General features: G+C 43.8%; 23 protein-coding genes. 3 read left to right on the top strand and 20 right to left on the bottom strand.

All coding sequences use genetic code 11. From position 1 onward, the window contains the following. Positions 1–94: 94 nt before the first annotated feature. From G511_RS0119725 to G511_RS0119695, 7 genes are all read right to left on the bottom strand, one after another. On the bottom strand, positions 95–1,471 hold the full coding sequence (locus G511_RS0119725) for a sigma-54-dependent transcriptional regulator (protein WP_028471177.1): 1,377 nt from the start codon (positions 1,469–1,471) through the stop codon (positions 95–97). Between the two features lie 51 nt (positions 1,472–1,522). Then, positions 1,523–2,605 (bottom strand): sensor histidine kinase, encoded by a 1,083-nt coding sequence (locus tag G511_RS0119720; protein ID WP_028471176.1) that lies wholly within the window; start codon positions 2,603–2,605, stop codon positions 1,523–1,525. Then, a complete protein-coding gene (locus tag G511_RS0119715; protein ID WP_028471175.1) occupies positions 2,602–4,107 on the bottom strand; it encodes a sigma-54 dependent transcriptional regulator in 1,506 nt (501 codons plus the stop codon). Before G511_RS0119715 ends, G511_RS0119720 begins: the two co-directional genes overlap by 4 nt. Before the next feature lie 201 nt (positions 4,108–4,308). Then, a complete protein-coding gene (fliS, locus tag G511_RS0119710; RefSeq protein ID WP_028471174.1) occupies positions 4,309–4,698 on the bottom strand; it encodes a flagellar export chaperone FliS in 390 nt (129 codons plus the stop codon). A gap of 36 nt (positions 4,699–4,734) precedes the next feature. Beyond that, a complete protein-coding gene (gene fliD / locus G511_RS0119705; RefSeq protein WP_028471173.1) occupies positions 4,735–6,765 on the bottom strand; it encodes a flagellar filament capping protein FliD in 2,031 nt (676 codons plus the stop codon). A gap of 32 nt (positions 6,766–6,797) precedes the next feature. Then, a complete protein-coding gene (locus G511_RS24035) occupies positions 6,798–7,181 on the bottom strand; it encodes a flagellar protein FlaG (protein ID WP_051222268.1) in 384 nt (127 codons plus the stop codon). 111 nt (positions 7,182–7,292) lie between these two features. Beyond that, a complete protein-coding gene (locus G511_RS0119695; RefSeq protein WP_028471172.1) occupies positions 7,293–9,287 on the bottom strand; it encodes a flagellin N-terminal helical domain-containing protein in 1,995 nt (664 codons plus the stop codon). A 224-nt stretch (positions 9,288–9,511) separates the two neighbouring features. Here G511_RS0119695 and G511_RS0119690 point away from each other — a divergent pair, with 224 nt between their 5' ends. After that, a complete protein-coding gene (locus G511_RS0119690) occupies positions 9,512–9,817 on the top strand; it encodes a flagellar protein FliT (RefSeq protein ID WP_028471171.1) in 306 nt (101 codons plus the stop codon). 80 nt (positions 9,818–9,897) lie between these two features. On the opposite strand, the gene flgL is transcribed toward G511_RS0119690, so the two are convergent. The 13 genes from flgL to G511_RS0119625 all read right to left on the bottom strand — a co-directional run bounded on the left by flgL (position 9,898) and on the right by G511_RS0119625 (position 23,566). Continuing rightward, entirely contained in the window at positions 9,898–11,172 is a 1,275-nt protein-coding gene (gene flgL, locus G511_RS0119685; RefSeq protein WP_028471170.1) for a flagellar hook-associated protein FlgL, read from the bottom strand. A gap of 15 nt (positions 11,173–11,187) precedes the next feature. Beyond that, positions 11,188–13,260, bottom strand: a complete 2,073-nt coding sequence (gene flgK / locus G511_RS0119680; RefSeq protein WP_084629171.1) for a flagellar hook-associated protein FlgK — start codon at positions 13,258–13,260, stop codon at positions 11,188–11,190. Between the two features lie 68 nt (positions 13,261–13,328). Continuing rightward, positions 13,329–14,393, bottom strand: a complete 1,065-nt coding sequence (flgJ, locus tag G511_RS0119675) for a flagellar assembly peptidoglycan hydrolase FlgJ (protein WP_028471168.1) — start codon at positions 14,391–14,393, stop codon at positions 13,329–13,331. A gap of 2 nt (positions 14,394–14,395) precedes the next feature. Next, positions 14,396–15,490, bottom strand: coding sequence for a flagellar basal body P-ring protein FlgI (locus G511_RS0119670; protein WP_245574180.1), 1,095 nt, complete (start codon positions 15,488–15,490; stop codon positions 14,396–14,398). Positions 15,491–15,540: 50 nt separating this feature from the next. After that, a complete protein-coding gene (flgH, locus tag G511_RS0119665; protein WP_245574176.1) occupies positions 15,541–16,242 on the bottom strand; it encodes a flagellar basal body L-ring protein FlgH in 702 nt (233 codons plus the stop codon). Positions 16,243–16,272: 30 nt separating this feature from the next. Further along, on the bottom strand, positions 16,273–17,058 hold the full coding sequence (gene flgG, locus G511_RS0119660; RefSeq protein ID WP_028471165.1) for a flagellar basal-body rod protein FlgG: 786 nt from the start codon (positions 17,056–17,058) through the stop codon (positions 16,273–16,275). A gap of 19 nt (positions 17,059–17,077) precedes the next feature. After that, positions 17,078–17,821, bottom strand: coding sequence for a flagellar basal body rod protein FlgF (locus G511_RS0119655; protein WP_028471164.1), 744 nt, complete (start codon positions 17,819–17,821; stop codon positions 17,078–17,080). Positions 17,822–17,939: 118 nt separating this feature from the next. After that, a complete protein-coding gene (locus G511_RS0119650; protein ID WP_028471163.1) occupies positions 17,940–19,988 on the bottom strand; it encodes a flagellar hook-basal body complex protein in 2,049 nt (682 codons plus the stop codon). A gap of 15 nt (positions 19,989–20,003) precedes the next feature. Beyond that, positions 20,004–20,690, bottom strand: coding sequence for a flagellar hook assembly protein FlgD (locus G511_RS0119645; protein ID WP_028471162.1), 687 nt, complete (start codon positions 20,688–20,690; stop codon positions 20,004–20,006). Positions 20,691–20,756: 66 nt separating this feature from the next. Continuing rightward, complete coding sequence (gene flgC, locus G511_RS0119640; protein ID WP_028471161.1) at positions 20,757–21,191, bottom strand: flagellar basal body rod protein FlgC; 435 nt, start codon at positions 21,189–21,191, stop codon at positions 20,757–20,759. Between the two features lie 2 nt (positions 21,192–21,193). Further along, positions 21,194–21,604 (bottom strand): flagellar basal body rod protein FlgB, encoded by a 411-nt coding sequence (flgB, locus tag G511_RS0119635; protein ID WP_028471160.1) that lies wholly within the window; start codon positions 21,602–21,604, stop codon positions 21,194–21,196. A gap of 156 nt (positions 21,605–21,760) precedes the next feature. Continuing rightward, a complete protein-coding gene (locus G511_RS0119630; RefSeq protein WP_036552538.1) occupies positions 21,761–22,609 on the bottom strand; it encodes a CheR family methyltransferase in 849 nt (282 codons plus the stop codon). A gap of 15 nt (positions 22,610–22,624) precedes the next feature. After that, positions 22,625–23,566, bottom strand: a complete 942-nt coding sequence (locus G511_RS0119625) for a chemotaxis protein CheV (protein ID WP_028471158.1) — start codon at positions 23,564–23,566, stop codon at positions 22,625–22,627. A gap of 72 nt (positions 23,567–23,638) precedes the next feature. On the opposite strand from G511_RS0119625, the gene flgA reads away from it, so the two are divergent. Beyond that, positions 23,639–24,343: a flagellar basal body P-ring formation chaperone FlgA gene (gene flgA, locus G511_RS23475; RefSeq protein WP_156905260.1), complete on the top strand. Its 705-nt coding sequence runs from the start codon at positions 23,639–23,641 to the stop codon at positions 24,341–24,343. 126 nt (positions 24,344–24,469) lie between these two features. Further along, entirely contained in the window at positions 24,470–24,781 is a 312-nt protein-coding gene (flgM, locus tag G511_RS0119615) for a flagellar biosynthesis anti-sigma factor FlgM (RefSeq protein ID WP_051222263.1), read from the top strand. Positions 24,782–24,785: the final 4 nt, after the last annotated feature.

Here is a 24,785-nt window from a genome sequence, read left to right as displayed (position 1 = left end):
GAATTAGACATTGGTCTATTTAGACTCGTTCAATAGTCTTAATAGAATATAACATACTGATATTTAATAAATTATTTCAATAGCGACACACCAGTCACTTTGCCAACAACTTGTCCAGATCCAAACCAGATTCACGAATCTTAGCCAGCTTGTATCGTAATGTCCTAGGACTAATCGCTAATCGTTCTGCTGCTTCCTTTCGGCTTCCACCCGATGTTTTCAATGCATCAATAATTAACTGGAACTCATGTTGACGCAAATCACTACCCAATTTTCCTGAATCATCTTCTTCCTGAATAGCCAACTCACCAGTAAGACTAGAAGATAAGTTTTCTTGTAAGGATATAGCACCAGTGACCATATGCAGATCTGATGGTGTAATAATACTGCCTGCTTGTAGAATGAGCGCTCGCTGTACAACATTATCCAACTCACGGACATTGCCTGGCCACGAATGCTGAGACAGCGCTACTTGTGTTTCATTACTCAAGCAAATGGGTGGGCGCTTCATCTTTTGGCAATGTTTTTCAAATAAACCTTTTGCCAAAGGTACAATATCAGCACGGCGTTCTCGCAAAGGCAGCCACTGTAATGGGAAGACATTTAAACGATAGTACAAGTCTTCTCGAAACTTACCTTCAGCTACAGCCGCTTCTAATTGTCGATTTGTTGTTGCGAGTACACGAACATCGAGCTTGATTACAGCGCGTCCACCTACCCGTTCAACCTCTTGCTCCTGAAGAACACGAAGTAATTTAGCCTGTAACCCCAGATCCATTTCTGTTACTTCATCTAACAGCAATGTGCCGCCATTAGCTTGCTCAAACTTTCCTGGCTGACTTGCCACCGCCCCGGTAAACGCACCCTTTTCATGCCCAAACAACATAGCTTCGAGCATATTTTCCGGAATCGCTGCACAATTAATAGCGATAAATGGTTTATCAGAACGTTCCGAGTGGTCGTGAATATAACGCGCCAAAACCTCTTTTCCGGTACCCGACTCACCAGTAATAAGAACAGTGGAAGCAGTATCGGCAACACGACGCGCTAGTTGCAATAACTGCTGACTTGATACCTCTTCAGCCACCGGTTCACAAGATGGCTTAGCAACACCGCCTGCATATTGATTAATAATGCTGATCAGCGCATCAGGCTCGAAAGGTTTCAATAGATAGTCAACAGCGCCTTCACGAATGGCATCAACCGCTTTATCAACTTGACCAAACGCTGTCATTAACAACATAGGGATGCCTGGTAAATTTTGTTTCACATACTGAAGCAAAGCATGGCCATCGATACCCGGCATATTGACATCAGAGATAACCATATCAATTGCATTGCTCTTTAAGCGCAAGATAGCGGACTCACCATCTTCAGCTTCAACGGCGTTTATTCCAGCGAGCTCGAGGGTATCAACCAGCGCTTCTCTCAAGTCAAAATCGTCCTCGACAACCAATACCGTTAGCGACATCTTTGCTTCCTAATTATTATAAATTCAAGCGACATGTGAAAATGGGTTGGGTTATACGCCTTGCCGAATAAATGGCAAGCAGAACTGAGCCACCGTACCTTGGCCCGGCTGAGACACCAACGTAAAGCTACCATGATGCGCCTTAGCAACCACCTGAGCGACAGCAAGACCAAGGCCTGTTCCATGAGACTTCGTCGTGAAAAAAGGCTCTAGCGCTTGCGCTACAGTGTTAGGGTCCATCCCCGGCCCCCTATCAATCACACTGATGTTAATATTTTGTTCTGCTATATGCGCCTCAATCAGCAGAGGATGCTCATTACCTGCTGCCTGCAATGCATTGTTAACCAAATTTAGAATAGCACCAATAAGCGTTTCCTGATTGCACTGTAGCCAGTAACCTTTGGCATTGTTAGACAGTTCGCAGTCTGCATCATATTGCGCCAGCGGCACATCCAACACATCATCAATTGCTTGAAACAGTGCCTCGCTAGAAACACGATTATCTAATTTGGTTTCTCCTCTAGCAAAAAGCAGCATATCCTGCACTTGATGCTCCAGATGCAAGAGCCTTGATTTAACTTTTAAAGAGAACTTAATACGCTGTTGATCAGTGATACTCTCAGCACTAAGGTGACTAGTGTAAAGAAGGGCTGCTGACAGAGGTGTTCTTACTTGATGGGCTAATGATGCCATCATACGTCCCATTTCAGTGAGTCGTTGATATTGAGACAAACGCGACTGCAGCAGCCTAGTGCCTGTCTGGTCCGTTAATAAAACCAGCTGCCCCGGCTCATCCTTCATTGCTCTCGTTAAAAGGCTGACACGTCGACCATCTCGCAAGGATATCTCATGACCATCATCATTCTTAGGAGCAAAGCTGCGCTGAATAATCTGCATCCAAAGCTCACCCAGTAAAGGCGTTCCTAAAAGGTCCTCCGCAGCAGGGTTGCAGTCCGATACTAATCCTTGATTATCAATCAAAATGACACCAGCAGGTAATAGGTCAAGTAATTGACGCATTCGAACAGCAAGCAGGTCACCGTGCGCCATTTCGCGATCTCGCACGCGCTTTATGCTCTCTAGCTCAGCTTTAGTGTTTTCGAGCTCTTGCTTCAAACGATCGATTTCATTCATTTACCTGATACCCGCAAAATACCAAACTTACGCATTTTTTCTACTAGCGTTGTTCTTCTTATCATTAACAGAGCCGCGGCTCGCGCTACAACAAAACCTGTTCTATCTAAAGCATCTGCTATTAATGCTTTCTCTATCGACTCAATATATTGTTTAAGGTCGATTCCTTCTGCAGGAACAACCATTGATGGGGAGGTGATAGCAAAGACGGGAGCTTCATCCACAACATCAGTATTCTCAGTAGCTATAAAGTTATCATTAGTCACAAAACTAATAGGGCTCGCTTCGCCCGTGACTAAAGGCAGAGGGTTTTGTGCTTGATAACGAGTCGGTTCAGGTTCAGAAATATGACGGCATTTAGCAGGAAGTTCTGAAACACCAACAACACCATCAGGGTGCATAATAGCAAGACGTTCTATTAAGTTAGAAAGCTCACGCACATTCCCCGGCCACGGGTGCCTTTGCAACGAGTCCAATGCAGACATATGAAAGCGCAAACGCCCCAGCCCCTGCTTCTCAGCTCGTTGCGCCAAAGTATGCAGCAACATCACTACATCATCTTTTCTCTCACGCAACGGCGGAGTTTCAATGGGGTAGACATTGAGTCGATAATACAAATCTTCACGAAAATCACCACAGAGGATCATCTCCTCTAGGTTTTTATGTGTGGCGGCGATAATACGGACATCAACTTCTATGGTTTTACTGCCGCCTACACGTTCAAAACACCGCTCCTGTAAAACGCGCAATAACTTCACTTGCATAGCTAAAGGCATATCGCCAATTTCATCCAAAAACAGGGTTCCACCATCTGCCATTTCGAACCGGCCAGCACGCGCGCTAATCGCACCTGTATATGCGCCTTTCTCGTGACCGAAAAGCTCACTTTCGAGCAATTCGGGTGCAATGGCACCGCAATTTACCGGAACAAACGGCCCAGACGCTCTTTTTGAATAATCATGCAAGCTGCGAGCGATTAACTCTTTACCTGTGCCCGACTCTCCCGTGACCATGACATTCACATCACGATCAACAACACGCATCATTGATTGCTTCAAGCTCTGCATTGGCTGACTTTTCCCAATGAGCTGCGGGAAAAGAGATTGATCAAAAGCCTCATCCCCTCCCTTAAGCACTTGTGCTTCATGCAAGAGATCTGTCAAAACATGCTCAGTCAAAGGGCCATCTAAAACACGTAACAACTGAACTTTAGAGCGCTCACTTAACTGCTCTATGTCATCCCACGGTTCTAAAAGACACAATGATGTCTGTGCATCGTTATGACGAAATGATGCTATTAGCTTTTCAAGCGAGACCGGTAATAAGCAACGCCCAATAAACGCCATGCTCAGATCAGAGCTAACATGGTTATTCTGAAACCACTCAACGAAAGTCATCATTTGATGGTTAACGCCAAGAAAGCTGAAGATAGTACTGACAGATTGTCGACGCTTATCATCATCATCGACCAGCAGTACATTCATTTTAGAAGGTGCATTCATAAATCACTGATAAAATGTCATTTTTTTGACAGTCTAGCAGAAGAATAGAGATTAACAAGAAATGCGATGGATTAATCGCAACCCGCTCAACAGTGCTTATAAATTATTGACGATACTTGGCGAAAGGGCAAAAAAAAGCGCTCTTATGTTTTCATAAAAGCGCTCTTAGAACATATCCAGCTTATTTGAAACTCACACGCTTTATGCAGGGACTTCCATCGCATTCCAACCAGACTTAACTTGCAGCATCAGATTCATGACTTCCTGAACCTTAGCTTCATCATTACTTCTATTTGCCTGCATGAGCGTTCGCACCATATAGTCATATAAAGCATCAAGGTTAGCGGCTATCTCGCCACCTTGTTCGTGATCGAGAAAGTCTTTCAAACCCAAAATAATATCATTAGCTTTATTTAGCTGTTCTGTACGCATACTGATATTTTTTCGCTCAATCGCGCCTTTGGCTTTTGCCATTGCCGTCAAAGCGCCGTCTACCAACATGGAGATCAGCTCTTTAGGTGAAGCGGTTTCCACCGCCGAGCGCAGATCCACACTCTGATACTGCTTCATGGCATTCAAGTTAATACTCATTTTCACTCCAAAGCGTAATTGTTATAAAGCTCGTATTTATTTTTTAGCAGTAAACGGTAACCGGTCAACGATACCTGTCAATGAATCACCCGTTGTTTTAAAGCTTGCAACAATCCGCTCCATTGCCAGGAACTGTAGAGAAAGTCGACTTTCGTATTTTGTCATTTTCCGATCAAGCGCTTCTTGCGCAACATCAATACCTTTTAAATCCTTATTAAGGCTGGTTTCTCGGGTTTTAATAGTCCCTGAAGAAGACAGAAAAGAATCGATAAGCTTAGTCAGCTCACCGGCAAAACCTTGAGAAAAGGTAAAGTCGAAATCACCTGATGCACCTTCGCGTACACTCAAGTTCAGACCGTATGGATCAGTATCAATTGCGGGTAGAAGAACTTCGCCCGCTCCAAAAGCAGCTTCACCATTGATAGTACCCGCTACATCGCGCCCGCTGGTAGAAACTGAAGATGTAGAAAGGTTCGTTGCTGTAGCAAAATCAGCACCATTAGCCGCTATAGACACTTTAGAAGTGCTGCCAAACTGGCGAGACGCCAGCGTAAACTCTCCACCGGGCTCCACCGTTACATCGACAAAAGCTTTTGAAGCTTTTAAAGTATCATCATTGTTTATCAACGCCTGTAACGCCGAGCGCAATTCATCTGCCGTCGAAAAATCACCCGATAGGGTTAACTCTTCTGATGTTGCTCCATCGACTTCAACAGTAAAGGTAAAATCTCCGGTGGGTGTATCAGCGGTATTAAATGCAACAAAAGCGGCATCACTTACAACAGAGCCTTTGGCTGGCGCTGTTGTAATAGATCCCGAATAAACACCTGATACTGTTTTAGTAGCGTAGCTACCAATACTGACTTCAACATCATTAGTTGAAGACGATGTTTGTGGCGCAAATAAGGCACCTAATTTATCAAAGTTATCCTTAAGCGCTGCATCAAAATCTTCTGTGTTAATTTCAAGCTTGCCATCTAATTGAGTACGAATACCCACATTTGATAACGAATTAAAGTCACTCACGCCAGGTACTTCAGAACTCACCATCTGCCTGATACGCGACAAAACACTTTTAGCTAAACTATCTGTTGCCAAATCGCCTCTAGAGGACTCATTCGTTTCAGCATCAGTACTTATACCGGTTAAGGCTTTAGCGGCGTCATACAACTCATTATAAGCCTCTACAAAGTTACGAACAGACTGCTCTGCAGTAGCTTTATCTTCTGTGATTGAAAATGTGAATTTTTCATCGGGGCTTTTCTTATTAATATCAAAGGTTAAACCCTGGATAACATCACTTATTTCGTTGCTTTCACGAAAGACTGTTAAACCATTAATTTTTAACTCAGCATCTTGAGCTTGCTGGGTTTCTGTAACACTTGCGTAACTACCGGCATTAAAGGCGAACATGTCGAGGCTAGGATCATCACCAGTAATTTCCAACGCATTATTAGCACCAGAGGGTGCTGAAATCATTAACTGATATTGACCATCAACTAATAAGACCGATGCTTGAACATCTGACTCAGCTTTGTTTATCTTATCGGCTATATCTTGTATTGAATCATCAGCTGTGATTTCTAGTGCAAGTGCTGTTTTGTCCTCATTTTCAGCGAACGATGTTGGGTTATTATCCACATCATACGTCCAGTTACCCAAACGTATAGTTAAGTTGCCTGTCGTATTTGCACTTTCATCTTTATCAGTAAAAGCTGTATTAACAGCTAGCGCTTGTGCTTGAGCTACTTCTAGTACTTCTATTTGATAGGTACCAGCCTGCGCATTGGCAGCCAATGCATTAGGGCTAATAACATCAGTTTCAGGGAATGAGACAGCCCGGGCATTAAAGGTATCATTATCAGAGAGAGGTTCGAGTATTTTCTGGAATTCAGACAAACTACTTTTCAATGTTCCATAAGCAGAAATCTGAGCATTTATCGTCTCTTTTTTAGAGTCCAAACGCTCCTGCTGAGGAACTTTTTCTACGTCTACCAGCGACTTAACCAGACTCTTGGTATCGATACCGGAGCCAGCTCCCAGAGCGGAAACAATATTGGTATCCATAACCTTCTCCTCTTACTGATGTAGAACTTTATTTAAGCGTGATCGTTAAAAATCAAACCTAACATACCTTCAAGATGTTTCGCTAGCTTGATGGTTTCTTCCGAAGGAAACTGACGAATCACTTCCTGGGTTTCAGTATCCATAACCTTTACAACCATATCTTCAGTATCTTTATCGATGCTAAAGTTAAGATTGCGCTGGTCGTTTTGCATAAACTCATTTAGCTTATCAACGACTACCTGCACTTCATCTGCGGTCATTTTTTGTGATGGTTTTTCAGATGCTTCCGACTGCGACAACGCTGCTTGATTAACGACTTCAGTTTCGCCAGATCTACTCGTTTGCTGTGTTTGTGGCTGTTGCGCTACCTGCGTATTCGCCGCCACATTGCTAGCATTCATTGATTCTACTGACATTTCACACCTCCTAAACCCGCAGGCTGAAAACACGAATCCCCCACCAACGGTGGTGAGGGATTCTATTTAGCGGGTTATTAACTCACTAACCTATTTACCGTTACTACTTTATTACTGTAGTAGTGACAGTACCTGCTGAGGCGCAGCATTAGCCTGAGCCAACATCGCTGTACCTGCTTGCTGTAGTACCTGTGCACGACTCAAGTTAGCTGATTCAACTGCAAAGTCAGCATCTTCAATTCGTGAACGTGCGGCTGATGCGTTTTCTGCAACACTTGACAGGTTATTGACAGTGAAGTCTAGACGGTTGCTGATCGCACCCATATCACCACGAGTCGAGTTAATAGTTTCTAGTGCATTATCGATAACACCAATCGCTTTTTGCGCACCAGCAGCCGTTGAGATATCAATGCTGTTAACTGCTGCTCCAAACTTACCGTTAGCTGTAGTATTAGCATCTAACAAGCCTGTAGCTAATGCACCATCTGCAGTAACGTCAACACTAATTGGTGCACCGCTATCGGATGTAAGCTTAACACCACCTACGCCATCAGCTACTGTAATACCAGCTCCAAGAGACGCCGCAAGTGCTGTACCTGTATCAGCAGCACCATCATCCGCACCAAAGGTAATAGATGAAACATCACCCTCTAAGCGTAACTGTTCACCTGAAAGAGTTGCCGTAATACCTGTAGAAGTAGTTTCATCATTAATACCAGAAACTAGAGCAGCCAAATCAGCACCAGCAGTAATGACTACACCATTCATACTGAAGTCGGCGTATGTACCTGCGGCAGTACCGGCAGACAAATCGATTTCAACAGAAGTAAAAGCATTAGCGGTAACACCCGTGTCACCACTCACTTTATTGATTGCCGAAACAGTATCTTGCAGCGCTCCACTTTCGCCAGCGCCCACTCTTGTACCATTAATAGTTACATCACCAGCCGCTAAGGTTGTTGTACCTGCATCGGAAGCAGCACCTTCAATCACACCTGAGACGTTATTTTCGCGGAAGCCAAGTGCCGTTAAGTCAGAAGTAGAACCTGCAGAACCACGCTCAACTGTAATATCACCACCATCTTCGGATGTTAGCGAGATAGAAGCTTGCGTAGTCGCAGCTATGGTACCAGCAGCGCCGCCAGCATCCGTAATACCTATTGATGCAACATTTTCTGCACTAATGCTCAACTTGCCATCGTCAGTAACAGAAGCAGAGATCAACCCGCCACCCTGTTCATTTAACTTTGAAACCAAGTCGTCCATATTCTCGGTACCAGTCACACTAATGGCAGCAGTAGTACCGTCTAACTTTGTCAATGTGGCTGTAAATGTATCCGTACCTTCAACTAGGATCCCATCACCAGCTGTTGAAGCGGTTACTTCTCCATATGTAGAAGCAGTAACACCACGAACGTTAGTATTAATTGCATCTACAAGATTGCCCAAGTTACCAGCTTCGCCAGCAGCACTACCATCATAAGTTTCACCAATAGCCATTACAGACTGGCCATTAATGGTTACAGAGTTATTCGCTATATCAATGTTTGCTTTAGTGATATTGCCACTTAATACATCGGCACTAGTAGAGCCCATACCAAGCGACTTAGAGTCCATTGCACCGATTTTCATTTCAATCGTCTGGTTCGCTTCAGAACCTACTTGCAATGAAACCGTACCTAACGTGCCGTCTAGTACGTTCTGGCCGTTAAAGCTGGTAGTTTCAGAGATACGATCCAGCTCAGATACAAGCTGCTTAACCTCAGCATTCATTTTAGAACGGTCACCACTTGAGTAAGTTCCGTTACCAGACTGGATAGACAGTTCACGCATACGTTGTAAGATGTTGGTAGATTCTTCCAGCGCACCTTCAGCTGTTTGGATCAATGACGCACCATCGTTAGCATTACGTACAGCCTGGTTCAGACCTTGGATCTGAGAAGTCATTCGGTTAGAGATAGCCAGACCTGCAGCATCATCAGAAGCGGAATTGATACGTTTACCACTGGTCAAACGTTCCATCGCTGAGTTCTGATCATTCTGAGATAGTGTCAAGTTACGCTGAGCTGTAAGTGACATAATGTTGGAATTGATTACCATAGACATAAGAGCTTCTCCTTCACCAGATCTGACTGGCTTTTAGTGTACATTTCCGTTGGATGCGGTTTAAAAGAGTCTGCATCACACCGGCTATGTTTTAGTTATCGACCAATGCCGCTACTGCTTTAGAGTTTATTTTCAATTTCTTCTACATCAGCATTATGGTTCGAATACTTTATATAGCGGCCTGCGCAATGTATGCTTTAGTAAAAAAGAACAAGGAACTGACAATGCTCAAAAAAATACAGCAAGTACTTGATATAACAATAGAAATAAGCGAATTATCTTTACAGAAAGACTGGCAAAAAGTTGAACAGTTACAGCTCAACAGAGCCAAATTAATACAGCAAGCCGAGCAACTTAACGCGCCAAAAGACGAAAGCAGCTCACGCGAAATAGAACGCTTGGTAATGAAGGTACAAAAAATAGATGCGCTGATGATGCCTAAAATAACCGCGCAGCTTCAGGCATTAGCAAACGAGCGAAAACAAGCGAGCAAGGGAGCAAAAATGACAAAGGCTTATCAGTCAACCTAATAAGCCCATGCGTCATACCACATAAATAGAAATATATAAGCCGTTAGCACCGTACATATCTAATGACGCAACTACGCTTATTAATTGATGTAATTAAATAAAGATAATGATGATATTCGCCCAAACGTGGCCTGCGACGCCTCCAAAGTGACTTCTTGCAGCTTAAACTGGCTAATTACAGATGCCAAATCAGCATCCTCAAGGCGCGATAACGCACTTTTAGTAAACAACTCAAAGTCCAAATTAGAGCCGCTAATCTGCTCCAATGTTCCGAGACGCGAACCTAACGTTGTTCTTGCTTCGATATTTCGCTCGGCAGCTTGTTTGAATTGATCAATACCCTTAGCCACTGCCTCATTCAGCACAGTGCGATCTTCATCAGAGAGAACCGGTTCAGCTAATACATCAGCAAGGTCCATAGCAACATCTAAAATATTTTTCTTTTCAGATGACACCGTTAATACAATATCTCCAGATTCAGCCGCTGTCGGTTCATGAATAACTATGTCCATCCCATGAATATTTACGCTAATGGGATTGGTTAAAAAATTGCCTGCAACCACATTATCGAACTGATCCTTAACCGCATTGCCACCACTATCAAGCACATCAAAGGTAAACACACCAGAGGGTAACGGGGCAGTTTCTGTTGTCCGCACTGTCAAGTCACCCCAACCGGCCATTTGCGCAGCAGCAGTAAACCTTTCTTCTTCTGTTTCGTTTGCAAACGTCGCGCTACCAACAAAGGCACTGTTGCTTGCAACAGAATCACCAGATAACGCAACACTCAACTCATCATCTACGGCTTCAAAAAGGTAGTTACCTGAATCGTTTGAAGGCATATACAGCGCCGCTCCAACTTGAATCTGGCGCTGCCCATCATCACCTTTATATTCATACCTATCGCCTTCTAATACATACGGCGTTGTTGCCCCTCGACTGCCGGCAAAAAGGTATTCTCCTTGCGAGTCTTTGGTATTCATTAATCCAGCGACGTACCCTGATAGCTGCTTCAACTCATTGGCTACTGCTTCACGCCCTTGATCATTAAGTGTTCCGTTACCCGCTTGCAGGGTTATTTCACGCATTCTATCTGTGGCTATATTAATGTCATCCAATATGGAATCTTCTAACTCCAAACGTCGCTGGGTAACATTAATATTATCGTCGTACTTTTCATACTGCGCCAATTCGCGTTCTAGCTTAACTACCTGCGCTGCCGCTACTGGATCATCGGAAGGGGTTTGCAGTTTTTTACCTGTCGATATCTGGTTCTGCAAGTCTGCCAGTTTAGATTGCGAGTTCTGCATCTGGTCTATCGATTTAAAATACTGTTGCTGGGTTGAAATACGCATAACTCAGCCTCCTTCTTAAACACTTCTCAACAAGGTGTCGAATAGTGTTTGTGATGTTTTTATCAGTTGTGCAGATGCCTGATACGCTTGCTGAAACTGCACCAACTTGGCTGCTTCTTCATCAAGGTTAACCCCCGACACACTGGATTTTGCACTGCTGGTTGAGTCCAGCACCGCCTTGTTTGCTTCTACTGTAATGCGTGATGTTGCCGTTCGCGTACCTACACGCTCAACCAAACTGCTGTAGAGGTCTTGATAATTACCACCATTCAAACTACTTTCTTGCTGCAAATTAGATAACCCTAACGCATTACGGTTATCAGATACGCCATTGTGATTAAAAGTAAAACTAAAACGATCACCTGCTTGCGGCTCATTGCCTATTTCAACACTGTAACCATTTAGGCCTATCGTTGCCCCCTGCACATATTCGTTATTAGCACTCAATGCTTGAGGGTTGGTTGGATCACTCACATCATAAACGGTGTAGGTCATCTTTGGCGCCGGGTCAGCAATCGAGGGCGGGGCCGGCGCATTAAAGACAATCGATACTGGAGGTGTAAGCTCACTACTGTTAGACAGGCGCAATTTCTCTGGATCAGTCACGGCGACTGTAGCAACGCCTGAACCTTTATTATCACTGTCTGCTGTGATCCTTACAGGAGATGCTAACGCAAGTTTTCTCGCATCGTTAAGCTGCAATGAGAGATCTTCTGCACCCGTGCGTACTGGCTGAATAAGATAGGTATCTCCTTTAGCAAATCGAGTATCGGTATTTAGGGTGACCTTCATACCATCAACCTGGAAAGACAATGTCTTTCCATCTGATCCAAGAAAAAACTCGCCTTCTTCATCGACGGCAGCAACCGCCGCTTGTTTGTACCCAGGATCAGCCGTCGTTAGTAAAGGGTCGTCAGGTGTAACCGCCGCCATCTGATTGACTCGAATTTGCTTTCCATCGCTATTTCGAACCAAGGTAATACTATTATCACTATCGTACGTCAGCTCGTAATCAGACGCTTGTAGCTTGGATATATCTTGAATTTCAACACCACTGCCACCACTAAACTTTGATTGGTTATCTGACTTGGCGGTAAGACGGCTACTTTGCAAAGCACTGCTATTTACATCACTGAATATATCCGCGCCTAGCTGATTATCAAGATCCATACCTGCACGATGCAGTGTATTCATGCTTTCAGAAAAACCAATCGCTATCCTACCCAGCTCATCACGCGCATCATTTAGTGCTTCTTCCCGGTACTGAAGTAACCCGCCAATTCGGCCACCACTCAACTCATCTGAAACAGTAACCTTGTTACCTGAAACGACTATTGCCAGTTCATTCTGTGAGCTATCTGGGTCACCTTGCACCGACTGCACCTGACTGGCGGCAACACCGACCACCAAAGGCTGTCCATTACCGATAAAAACACTAAACTGCTCGCCTTGCTCTATGACTTTAATACCCACGAGTTCAGATAGCTGATTAGTTAACTCTTCTCTCTGGTCTTTGAGTTCATTCGCAGAATTACCGGATGATGTGGCTATTCGAATGCTGGTATTTGTCTCAGCTATGCTGGTGGCTAATGAGTTTATCTGGCTGGCCAAATCATCGATCACACTGTTAATGGTGGTGCTTTGGCGATTAATATGCGCACCCAAATCATTAAAGCGTTTAACGAGCGCATCTGATTGTGCAACAAACAACTCTCGATTAGGGATTGAAACAGGGTCATCTACTACATTTTGCACGGCACTGAAGTACTGGTCTAGCGCATTAGAAACACTGGTTGTTTCAGTCGCTAGTAAATTATCTAACTCGCCCGACATATTTGCATAAGTCGACGTCTGATTATAAGAAGACAAATCAGACCATAACTGCTGAGTCAGAAATTTGTTAGTAATACGATCAATAGAATCAACCTGCACGCCAGTCTGATCTGGCAGCGTAGAGAAATTAGCAATCTGACGACTATATCCCGGCGTATTAACATTGGATATATTTTGCCCAACCGTCGACAGCGCCGCCTGATTAGACCTGAGCGCCTGATTACCTAAATTTAGCAAGTTGAAACTAGACATCATTACCTCCTGAGCTTAGCGCCTTAACAGCGATACAAACTCATATTTATCTTTTTTATAGCGGCCAAACATCAACCTTCTTTAGGTGTGTTTAATTCCATCGCTAAAATTCGGTTTTCAAAAATCGTGGTTATTTTGTCTGCATAGGCTGGGTCTGTGGCATAGCCAGCCGCTTGTAGCTGCTGCAAATATTGACGGGGATTAGCCACAGATTCCAACGCTTGCTGGTAGCGAGGGTTGCTTTTCAAGAAATCAGCATAATCTCGAAAGCTTTGCTCGTATGAATCGTAAGAGCGAAACTGAGCCTTCTCTTGTTGAGCCAAACCGTCACGATATTCTAGTGTGTTGACCTGAGCTCGATCTCCATCCCAGCGCTTATCTGCTTTAATATTGAATAGGTTATTGCTACTTTCACCTGCACCATCCTTAATTATGTGCTTCCCCCAGCCTGTTTCTAATGCGGCTTGAGCAAGAAGCACTTTGGGATCAACGCCTAATTCAGCGGCAACTCCTTCAGCTAAAGGCAACAACGAGGAGACAAACTCTTCAGGCGATTCAAAATTTGCAGGCAAGGCAACAGAGGCTTTTGCGTTATTCAACTTATTTTCACTCGCTGCAAGTAGCGCATCGATGGTTTCATTAATAGGTGTAATAGATGGCGGGGCTTCTGTTTTATCATCAGTTCGCACAAAATTTTGGCCTAATAACGTTGACGCCGCAGCACTGGCCCCTTGATCAAAAGCACGATTTAATAAACGCTCAGATTCCGATACAGGGCGCGCCTTATTATCATCATCATCACCCATTCGTACATTTAACTGGTGGCTTAACTGCCTTGCTAACACATCCGCCAAACCAATTCCCTTACCCTGAGACATTTCTTGCGTCATCTGGTTATCCAGCATCCCCTGATAAAAACGCACATCACCACTGCTGAATGGATTGTCCTCGCCGAAAGATGCATTAGCCTCACGCATACTTTTCATTACCATACTAAGAAACATCTGCTCAAACTGCTCAGCAACCTGCTTAAGCGCTTCAGGTGTATCCGTTTTCGCCTGATGCTTAAGTTTTTGCAAACTGTTCATATCAGCGTAAAACTGTGGGTTGTGATTTGGATCGTTATTAATAGCCATAATCAGATCACTATCAACTCAGCTTTAAGAGCACCAGCCTGTTTTAAGGCTTCAAGAATGGCCATTAAGTCACCCGGCGCCGCACCCACTTGGTTTACTGCCTCTATGATTTCCTGCAACGATGTTCCTGGAGAAAACTCAAACATATGTCCCGAACCTTCATCGACCTCAATACCTGTACGAGGCGTAATGACTGTATCGCCACCCGCTAATGCATTCGGCTGATTCACATCGAAGTTCTCAGTAATTGCCACCGTTAAACCACCGTGGGTGATAGCAACAGGGGAAACTCTGACATCCTGCCCAATTACGATGGTACCGGTACGCGAATTAATAATTACTTTGGCAATCTCTTTTGCCGGTGTGATTTCTAAATTTTCTAGAACTGAAATAAACGAGACACGCTGTGAAGCATCCCTAGGCGCCCTCACGCGAATAGAAGTCGCATCGATCGCCGCTGCAGTATTAGTGCCCAACAAACCGTTTATTTCCTCAGACACTCGGCGCGATGTCGTAAAATCCGGATGATTTAGGTTTAGCGTCAAACTGTCGCCATGTGCAAAGGCATTAGGCACAGTCCGTTCTACTGTTGCCCCATTAGGTATACGCCCTACGCTAGGTATATTCACAGATAAACGAGAACCATCACGCCCCTCTGCACCAAACCCAGATACAACAAGATTACCTTGAGCCATGGCATAAATCTGACCATCAGCTCCTTTTAAAGGCGCCAACAATAAGCTACCACCGCGCAGGCTCTTTGAGTCACCAATAGAGGACACGGTAAGATCAATTGTTTGGCCTGGTTTAGAAAAAGGAGGGAGCTCAGCATGAATAGCAACCGCTGCAATATTTTTAGATTTTGGGTTAACAGTGGCAGGAATAGCCACACCAAAATTATTTAACATATTTCTAAAAGTCTGTGATGTAAAACTGGCTTTATCCCCCGTACCATCAAGCCCCACCACCAAACCATAGCCCACTAATTGGTTATTACGAACACCTGCAACCGAGCTGATATCTTTAATACGCTCGGCCAGTGCACTAGTTGAAAGTGCCAACCCAAGCAGTAATACAGACAACGTTTTACTAAACATACTATTCACCATGTTCCAGTTTATTGCAGAGCATCTACTCAAGCACAACATTAAAAAGGCCATAAAGGGCTGACAAAAAACTTACTTAACCAACCCATCGTATTAGTATCATGCACACCACCCGTCCCACTGTACCCTATCCTAGCATCAGCTAATTTGGTGGAGGATATCGTATTATCAGAGGCAATATCCTGAGGCCGAAGTAAGCCGCTGATCTGAATATACTCATCACCTTGGTTAAGCTGCAGCCACTTTTCTCCGCGCACAGAGAGTACGCCATTGGGTAACACTTCATGAACGGTCACAGTAATATCACCAGTGAGACTGTTACTCATATCTGACTTACCTTCACCTTCAAATTCATTTGTTGATGCACCTGATGAAGCACTAACTGGCGCACCAAAAACAGACAGAGCATTCCCTAAAATAGTCGGTTGTGGCAATGATAATGTACTGCTCTTATCCGCTGTTGTTTTCGCTGTTTTAGAAGATTGGGTCTTTTCACTTAATACAATAGTGATGATATCTCCAACTCTGTGTGCCCGGCCGTCACTGTAGATATCAATATTGGTGGCCGCATTAAAAATGGAACCATTCACTGGCCTTGGTTGCTGTAATTGCTGCGGGGCCACTGGCGCATAGTAAGGGCGATCAGGCTTTACTGGCTTATTAACACAGCCAACCATAAGCACTGATACGATGGTAACTAGCACAAAGCGCTTCATTCTTATTTTCCATGCGTTCATTTTCATAGACTTCACACACTAAATAACATCAATAAATTACAACTGCTGCGAAACATAAGAGAGCATCTCATCTGCAGTAGAAATCACTTTTGAGTTAATCTCATAAGCACGCTGGGTTGTGATCATATTCACCAACTCCTCGACAGAGTTTACGTTCGATCCTTCCAGCATTCCTTGACGCAAAATCCCGGTACCAGCTTCACCTGGCACTGCTACTTGTGGGGCACCACTTGCGGCGGTTTCAATAAATAAGTTCTGTCCAATCGCTTGTAAACCTGCCGGGTTCACAAAGTCTGCTATTTCTAGCTGCGCAAGCTGAACTGGCGTAGCACTTCCGGCAACGACAGCTGTTACTGTTCCATCAACACCTACAGTGAATGTCTGTATTTCAGCTGGTAACGTAATCGCAGGTTCAACTAAATAACCCTCTGTAGTTACCAGCTCATTATCAGCATTAACATGAAACTGGCCATTACGTGTATAACCAAGCTCCCCACTAGGCATGGTTACTTGAAAAAAGCCTCGACCATTAATAGCGACATCAAATGGCTCTTCAGATACCTGCATTTCACCTGTTTGAAATAGCTTTTGCGTACCAACCACTCGAACACCATTACCCAATTGCAGCCCTGATGGCAGCTGAGTACCTTCAGAAGAATCTGCACCTGGCTGGCGCTGTACTTGATAAAGCAGATCTTCAAAAACAGCGCGATCTTTTTTAAAACCGACCGTACTGACGTTTGCCAAGTTATTAGAGATAACTTTCAGCTGTGTATCCTGTGCTGACAAACCTGTTTTAGCGACAAAAAGTGCACCGTGCATTGCTATCTCCTAATACTGCTTAACTTAACTGAAGAATTTTTGCCGCAGCAGTAGAATTATCTTCTGCGGTTTTCATCATTTTTATGTTCATTTCAAACTGTCGTGACAAGCTGATAATACTGGCCAGCTCATTGACAGCATTCACATTACTGGACTCCAAATACCCTGAACGCAACTTAAGCGCCAAATCTGGCGGCTGAGGAAGGCCACCGTCCACATGCATCAAACCATCGACACCTTTATAGATAGACTGCTCATCGAGCTTCACTAGCTTGATACGGTCAACGACCGCTAACTCAGCGGCAGACTCTCCTAATGGGCGGATTGTAATAGTCCCGTCGGAACCAATATCGACTTGCTCAGCCGCAGGAATAGCGATAGGGATGCCGCCATTACCCATTACCGGCAAACCACTGCCCGTCACAAGCTGATTAGCGGCATTGAGCTGCAGCTCACCTGATTGGGTATAGGCCTCTTTGCCGTCGGCCCCAATAACGGCTAACCAACCACCTCCATCAATAGCAACATCAAGTGTTCGGCCTGTTTGAATGAAAGTCCCTGTCGTTGTATCGGTTGCCGGTCTTTCCGTCATTGCATAAACACGTGAAGGTAAGCCCTCGCCAAACACTTGCATTGAGCGGGCTTGAGCCAAATCTGTTTTAAAACCAGTCGTGCTCACGTTAGCCAAATTGTTAGCATGAGTTTGCTGTGCAAGCATATTTTCTCGTGCACCGCTCATCGCTATAAAAACAACTTTATCCATAACTTCATCCGGAATTTTGTGGTTGCCGTACCTATTTTATATATCGTTAAATGCAAACTACATGCCAAAAAAAAGAGCCGCATAAGCGACTCTTTTAATAAACAGAAGAAAGTACAAATCAGATCTGAAGAATCGATTGAGTTACCGTATTCAATGTCTCTAGTGTTTTAGAGTTTGCTTGAAAGTTACGCTGCGCTTCTATCAACTTTACTAGCTCTGCAGACAAGTCCACATTGGACTGCTCTAAAGCAGCCGAGCGAAGCAAACCATTCAAACCAGTTCCCGGCGGGTTCATTAAAGCCCCACCAGATGCCAGCGTTGCCGACCACTCAGTATCACCGCTTGGCTGTAAACCTGCTTGGTTTTCAAAAGATGCCACAGCAACCACACCAATTTTAAGCTCTTCACCGTTACTAAAAGCCGCAATCATATCGCCGGTTCCACTGAACGAAACACCAATAAGATCACCCTTTGGATAACCATCTTGGTCTGAAGCCTTAATAATAGAATCAGATGCAAACTGTGTAGATCCTGCCAAATTTAATGTAATCACATTATTTGGGTTAGCTGGATCGGCACCCTTAATTAACAAATCAGGCACTGCTGCGCCGGTGCGCACTTCCTCGCCATTAACCGATGAAAGAATACCACTGGTAGGATCAAATTTAATCAGAATAGGGCCAGGCTCAGTAGCCGAGCCATTTCCTGGGTCGTTAGCTTTACCCAGATCAAGCGCTTCATCACCATTTAAGTACGCATATACTCGATAAACACCGTCATAAGAGTTATCACCTGGCTCAGTAAAGTGCGCATTTAAAGCACCACCAGCAACACTATCAGCCGCAAATAGTTGCGAGACACTGTCATCAAACACACCCACAGAAACAGCGTTCAAAGAGCCTGGGGTTACTTCTGGTTTATATTCAATACGTAATGCTCCATTGGTACCCTGATCAGGGTCCCAGCTTACTGATTGAATAAGCGGATTCGCTTCAATAATATCTGATTCACGATCACGAATAGCTAGGGCAACCAACTCAGCACTCATACCGCCGGTACCCGTAGAAATATCGATTTCTACACCAGAAACTTTAATATTAAATGTATTGGTTGGGAAGTTTGCAGCATTAAACTCAAAGTACTGCTTCTCATTACTTGAAGTAAAGCCTGTGGTATCCGTTGCCGTGGGTACTAATGAGGCAGGAGTAGCCGCATTATCGGTTACAACCAAGTCACCAAATTCAAGCGAGTCTGCACGAGTAATAATCTTCAACTCACCTGAACCCGCTCCATCAGGGTAGTACTCAACAGCAAAAATTCTTGGATCCGTTTCCTGAAGATCTTTAAGAACAGGGTCCTGAAGCCTCCAAATCTCTTGGTTATTTCCTGTTGCGCCTTTAGCCGTTGTCGTAACTTGGGCAAAGCCCGCCGCGGCTGTTGGCACACCAGCAGCCAAAGCTACGGTTATTGCAGGAGCGCCTGAAATTAGCACATCACTTGCGGGAGCCGTTACATACTTTTTGTACTCTTGCTCAGGACGCTGCTCAACCATATTGTATTTTACAGTGTGCTCATTACCCAAACTATCGAACGTACGCACGGTTGTACTATAGGTATAAGAGCCGGCTTTATCTTTATCGTAATTCGGCAAAAGTGTTGTTGAGTCTTCACGATCATCGATGTTGAACGCAAGATCCATGTCGCTGGTTGCTTTAGGTGGGTATTCTTTTTGGGTTACTGCCAAGTCACCTATAGGCAAACGATTTTCTTTATCGTCCAGCCCATACCCCTGCAGACGCTTGCCATCCTTAGAAACAACATAACCTTCTTTATCCAGCTCAAATGCACCAGCACGCGTATAAGTAATACCGCCTTGCTGATCATCTAACTGAAAGAAACCTGAACCATTAATCGCCAAATCAAGGTTATTGTTAGTAAACTCTAACGTTCCAGAGCTATAGTCCTGCGCAATATTCGCCACAGTAACACCCGACCCTGGCGTATTACTACTTCCCGAGCCCACAACCGATGCTGTATAGATATCACCGAATTCTGTACGGGATGCTTTATAACCTACTGTACTAGAGTTCGCTATATTATTACCTGCGACATCAAGCATGGTCGATGATGCTTTTAACCCTGTAACCGCGATATTAAAACCCGCCATGACTGTACCCTCTCATTAACCTATTTGCTTGATGTCGCTCATATTCACTGTCCCGGCACCTGTATTCACTTTCATACCAATACCGTTTTGCCCCAAGGTAACACTGTCAACTCGATGGCCAATATAACTTTCAGTTGGCTTATACACGCCTTCTGAATCTGTCGCTTCCACCACAATTTTGTACTCACTTTGTGGATCTCTATTACCCACACTCCAACCAAAATTATGATCACCAGCAGCCACAGACTTCGCTTCCCAGGTATCGACGACACCTCCTACCGAGTCATAAATCGAAACCCGCACACCCTTGGCGCTTTCAGGAAGCGTATATACACCTTCTATAATGCCCCGGCTATCTAGCACCGCCTTATCAGTTTTCACAAAAGCTGTTTGCCCTACCATTGACGATGCTTGCAAGGCCGCTTGACTGGTTAACAGAGCACTGCTCATATCAGACATAGTCGTGTTGAGGTTATTAATACTCTCAACCGAACTCATATTTGATATTTGCTGCATAAAGTCAGCAGTGTCAGCAGGACTGGTAGGGTCCTGGTTCTTCAACTGTGCAATCATCAGCTTCATAAACATGTCGCTATCTGTTTCAGACTGCGATTTAGATTTAGCGGTAGAAGACGCCTCATTGGCCTGGTTTATCTTTTCATAAACCGAAGTTGCGTTATTTAAACCGTTAATATCAGCCATATCATGACCTCAACTCTTTGATTACGGCCAGCACTTGCTTGACCAGGTTAATAGTTGTTCAGCAAATCACTGCCCCAATGTCAGAGCTCGTTGCACCATCTGTTTCGCAGTATTCATAATTTCTGCGTTAATCTGAAACGACCTTGAGGCCGAGATCATATCCGCCATCTCTTCAACAACATTCACATTAGGATAATGGACATAGCCTTTTTCATCAGCTAAAGGATGGCTTGGCTCATACGCCGTACGAAGCGGTGCTTGGCTTTCAACAATACCTGCCACATGCACACCCTGCCCGGGTATCAACCCACTATCAGTGTCTGTAACCTGCTCAAGTGAAGGCGCTTGCAACTCAAAAACTGGCTTACGTGCTCGATAAGTTTCACCAACACTGGAGCTCACACTATCAGCATTAGCCATGTTACTTGCTGTTGTGTTCAGACGAATTGTCTGAGCACTCATCGCCGAACCCGCTATATTAAATATATTTGCTAATGACATGATTAATCACCTTTGATCGCGCTGGTAATGCCTTTAAATTTACGATTTAAAAAATCAAACGATGCTTGGTAACCTAAAGCATTTTCTGTATAACGAGCCATCTCTTCCTGAACATCAACCGTATTCCCATCAACAGATGGCTGAGTCGGTGTACGGAATAACAACTCAGATGCATAATCCGGATTAATAACAGCATCTTTATGCGCTGCGTTAGTGTTAACCATTTTCAAAGGCGCTTGATTCTGTTGAGCCCCCTGAACACCTTGCAGCACACTTTTAAAATCGATATCACGTGCTTGGAAGTTTGGCGTATCGGCATTGGCTATATTATTAGCAATCACTTCTGCACGCTTAGAGCGCAGCGCAATTGCGTCATCATGTATTCCTAATGCTTTCTCAAAAGTAATCGCCATACGTCACCTCATACTGTGTAGATAGAATATAGCAACATCCATGCCAAACAGAGCAAAGTGCTGCATAGCCCTTAACACGGGAGGGTTCAAAGATTCTTATAGGAAGGGGATTAAAAAAGCGGCACTCGATTGCCGCTTCTGATTGCCGCTATGAAACTAAATAGCTTGGTAGATAATACCTGGACGACAATGAATCATTTTGTAACAGTCAGATAAACCAGGAAGTGATTCTGAGGCGCCCAATAACAGATAACCACCAGGATTAAGCTGCTTATGCATTTTTCTTAAAATTTCAGTTTTTACTTCTAGAGAGAAGTAAATCATCACATTACGACAGAAAATAACATCAAAGTGCCCTAACCCCGTATATTGACCAAGTAAATTAATACTTTGAAAACGCACTCTTGATTTAATATCAGGATTAATAGTCCAAGAACCATTTAAGTTCGCTTTAAAGTGCTTTTGTAAACGACTCTGCTCTAAGCCACGACCTAACGCCAGCATCTCATACTCGCCAGAGCGCGCCTGCTGCAGCACACTGGCAGAAATATCCGTTGCTACTATCTCTTCTCCCGCTAAAAAAGAGCCGGGGTTTGCACGCTTATACTCATCAATAACCATACTCATAGAATATGGCTCTTGCCCAGTAGAACAAGCTGCCGACCAAATACGTACTTTTTGACGACCTTTTTTCTCTTTTATTTCAGGGAGCAACTTATTTTTTAAAATATCGTAAGGGTGTATATCACGAAACCATAGTGTTTCGTTGGTCGTCATCGCATCAATAACTTTGTCTTTGAGCTGACTCCCCCCTGGTCTCTCAAGCAGCTTAACAAGACAATTCAAGTTATTTAGCGAACACTCTTGCATGATTTTGCCTAGCCGGCTTTTCACAAGATACTGTTTATGTTCTGCCAGTAAAATCCCGCAGCTTTTTTCTAAAAAGCGGCTAAAAATAATAAATTCTTCTGGCGTTATTCTGAAGGCATCAACACGCTCATTCATAGCGATGCTTCCATTCTACAGCCGCTGCTCAAGCTTCTTAATACGTTCAATAACCACACTCGCTAAATCATCAGGATTAAACTTAGCCAAAAAGCCATCCGCTCCCACTTTCTTCACCATCGAGACATTAAATCCGCCACTTAATGAAGAATGAAGCACAATATGCATTTTTTCCATCCGCGGATCTTCTCTGATCATTGCAGCCAATGTGTAACCGTCCATTTCAGGCATTTCAATATCAGAAATAACCATTAAGAAAAGTTCAGTAACATCATTTCCGCTGTCGGACAGCTTATTCAACATATCCCATGCAATTTTTCCGTTATTACATGTCGTCACCTTAACGCCTAGATCCTCAAGGCTTCGCTGCATCTGATTGCGAGCGACACTAGAATCATCAACACATAAAATATGATACTCTTTTGCCTTACTTCTCATCTCTTGAGTAGCAATCTCTTCACTGACATTAGTATGCATTGGATACAAATCAGCGAGTATCTGCTCAACATCTAAAATTTCTATTAACTTATCTTCATACTCAAAGACAGCTGTCAGATAGTTCTCCACCCCAATTTCTGCGGGAGGAGCCATAATTTGATCCCAGTGAGTATTCAAAATACGATCTACCTTTCTCACCAGAAAGGCCAATGTGCGCGTATTATATTCGGCAACTATCAAGAAGCATTGCTGGTGTTCATCCTTGGGAATACCAGAGCGCCCCACCGCTTCAGAAAGATCCAACACGGGTATTGTCTCTCCGCGTATATGTGCCATCCCTTTAACAGAAGTTGTTTGCCGCGGAACTTCTGTCAACTTAGGACATTGCAGCACTTCGCGTACTTTAAACACATTGATTCCGTATACCTGTTCGGTTTCAAGTGCGAACAATAAAAGCTCTAAACGGTTCTGCCCAACCATCTGGGTACGCAGGTTTACAGTATCTAAAATACCTGACATGATCTACACCAAATCTATTGTCACTATAACAGCGACACCACGACAACACCCTGCTCTAAACCAGGAGCCTCCGTGAGTTATTTTCGAATAATGCCTGTTATCGGCACTCTCATCATTTTATTAAGCGTTTCTCTACTCTCTACACACTGTGCAGCGGAAGCTTTACAAAGCATTGTAGAAAAACATCTTTACGAACACTTTTCCGCAGAAAAATCTCAATCTAATATCAATATAGTCGTAAACCCGATTAATGATCATACAAATTTTAAAAAATGTACGAAATTTGATATTCCCACTCCCTCTACTCTTCCCACAGGTGGTCGGATCTCGCTTCGCGTACGCTGCCAAGCTCCGAAAAAGTGGGCTGTTTATGTCATAGCTAAAGTAAATATATTTTCCATGGTCGCGACAGCAAGACACCCCATATTAAAAGGCTCCGGCATTGGAGCTAGTGATTTATCATTTGTTCGAAGAAATACCAGCCTGATTAACCAAAGCTTCTTTACCACTCCTGATCAAATCATTAACCTGACTGCCCGCCGTAATATTTCTGCAGGCACGTTATTAACCGCTAATATGTTACTTATTCCGAAACTGGTTGAGCGTAACGACATCGTTATTATTGAAGCTATAATCGGCTCACTAGCGGTGAGAACACAAGGCACAGCACTTGAGAGCGGAAAAAAGGGCGAACAAATAAGAATACTCAATAACAAATCACAAAAAGTTATCCGCGCCTATGTGAAAAGCAGAGGCCGAGTATCCGTATCTCGGTAGCTATTTCAAGGCAAATGTTTATAATTACAACATATTGCAGACTAGATAATTTATTTCACTTTTCTTCTAAAGTTTTAATAAATGTAGCCGTTAAACAACATATACATAGTTTTTGAGGGCAAAAAAATGGCTATTGATCTTAACAGCTCCTTATCGCAACAAGCGATGACAGCTCGTGAAAAGGTCAGCACCCAAAAAAGTAATGGGAGTGCTGCACCTGTCACCCATACTTCCGCTAAGCCTATTCAAAAAGATACAGTTGAGCTAAGCGATACCGTTAAAGCGATGCAAGCGGCTGATGCCAAAATTGCAAACACACCGGATGTTGATAGTGAGCGTGTTGCCAGCATTAAAGCGGCAATAGATAGTGGTAGCTATAAAATTGATGCTCAGCAAGTAGCAGAAAAAATGATCGATTTTGATACCATGATGGAATAACCCT

The organism is Neptunomonas japonica DSM 18939 (assembly GCF_000422765.1).
In the GTDB taxonomy this organism is placed as follows: Bacteria; Pseudomonadota; Gammaproteobacteria; order Pseudomonadales; family Balneatricaceae; genus Neptunomonas; species Neptunomonas japonica.
Note: the sequence above shows the minus strand (reverse complement) of the source record. Positions and strands in the feature narration are given on the sequence as shown.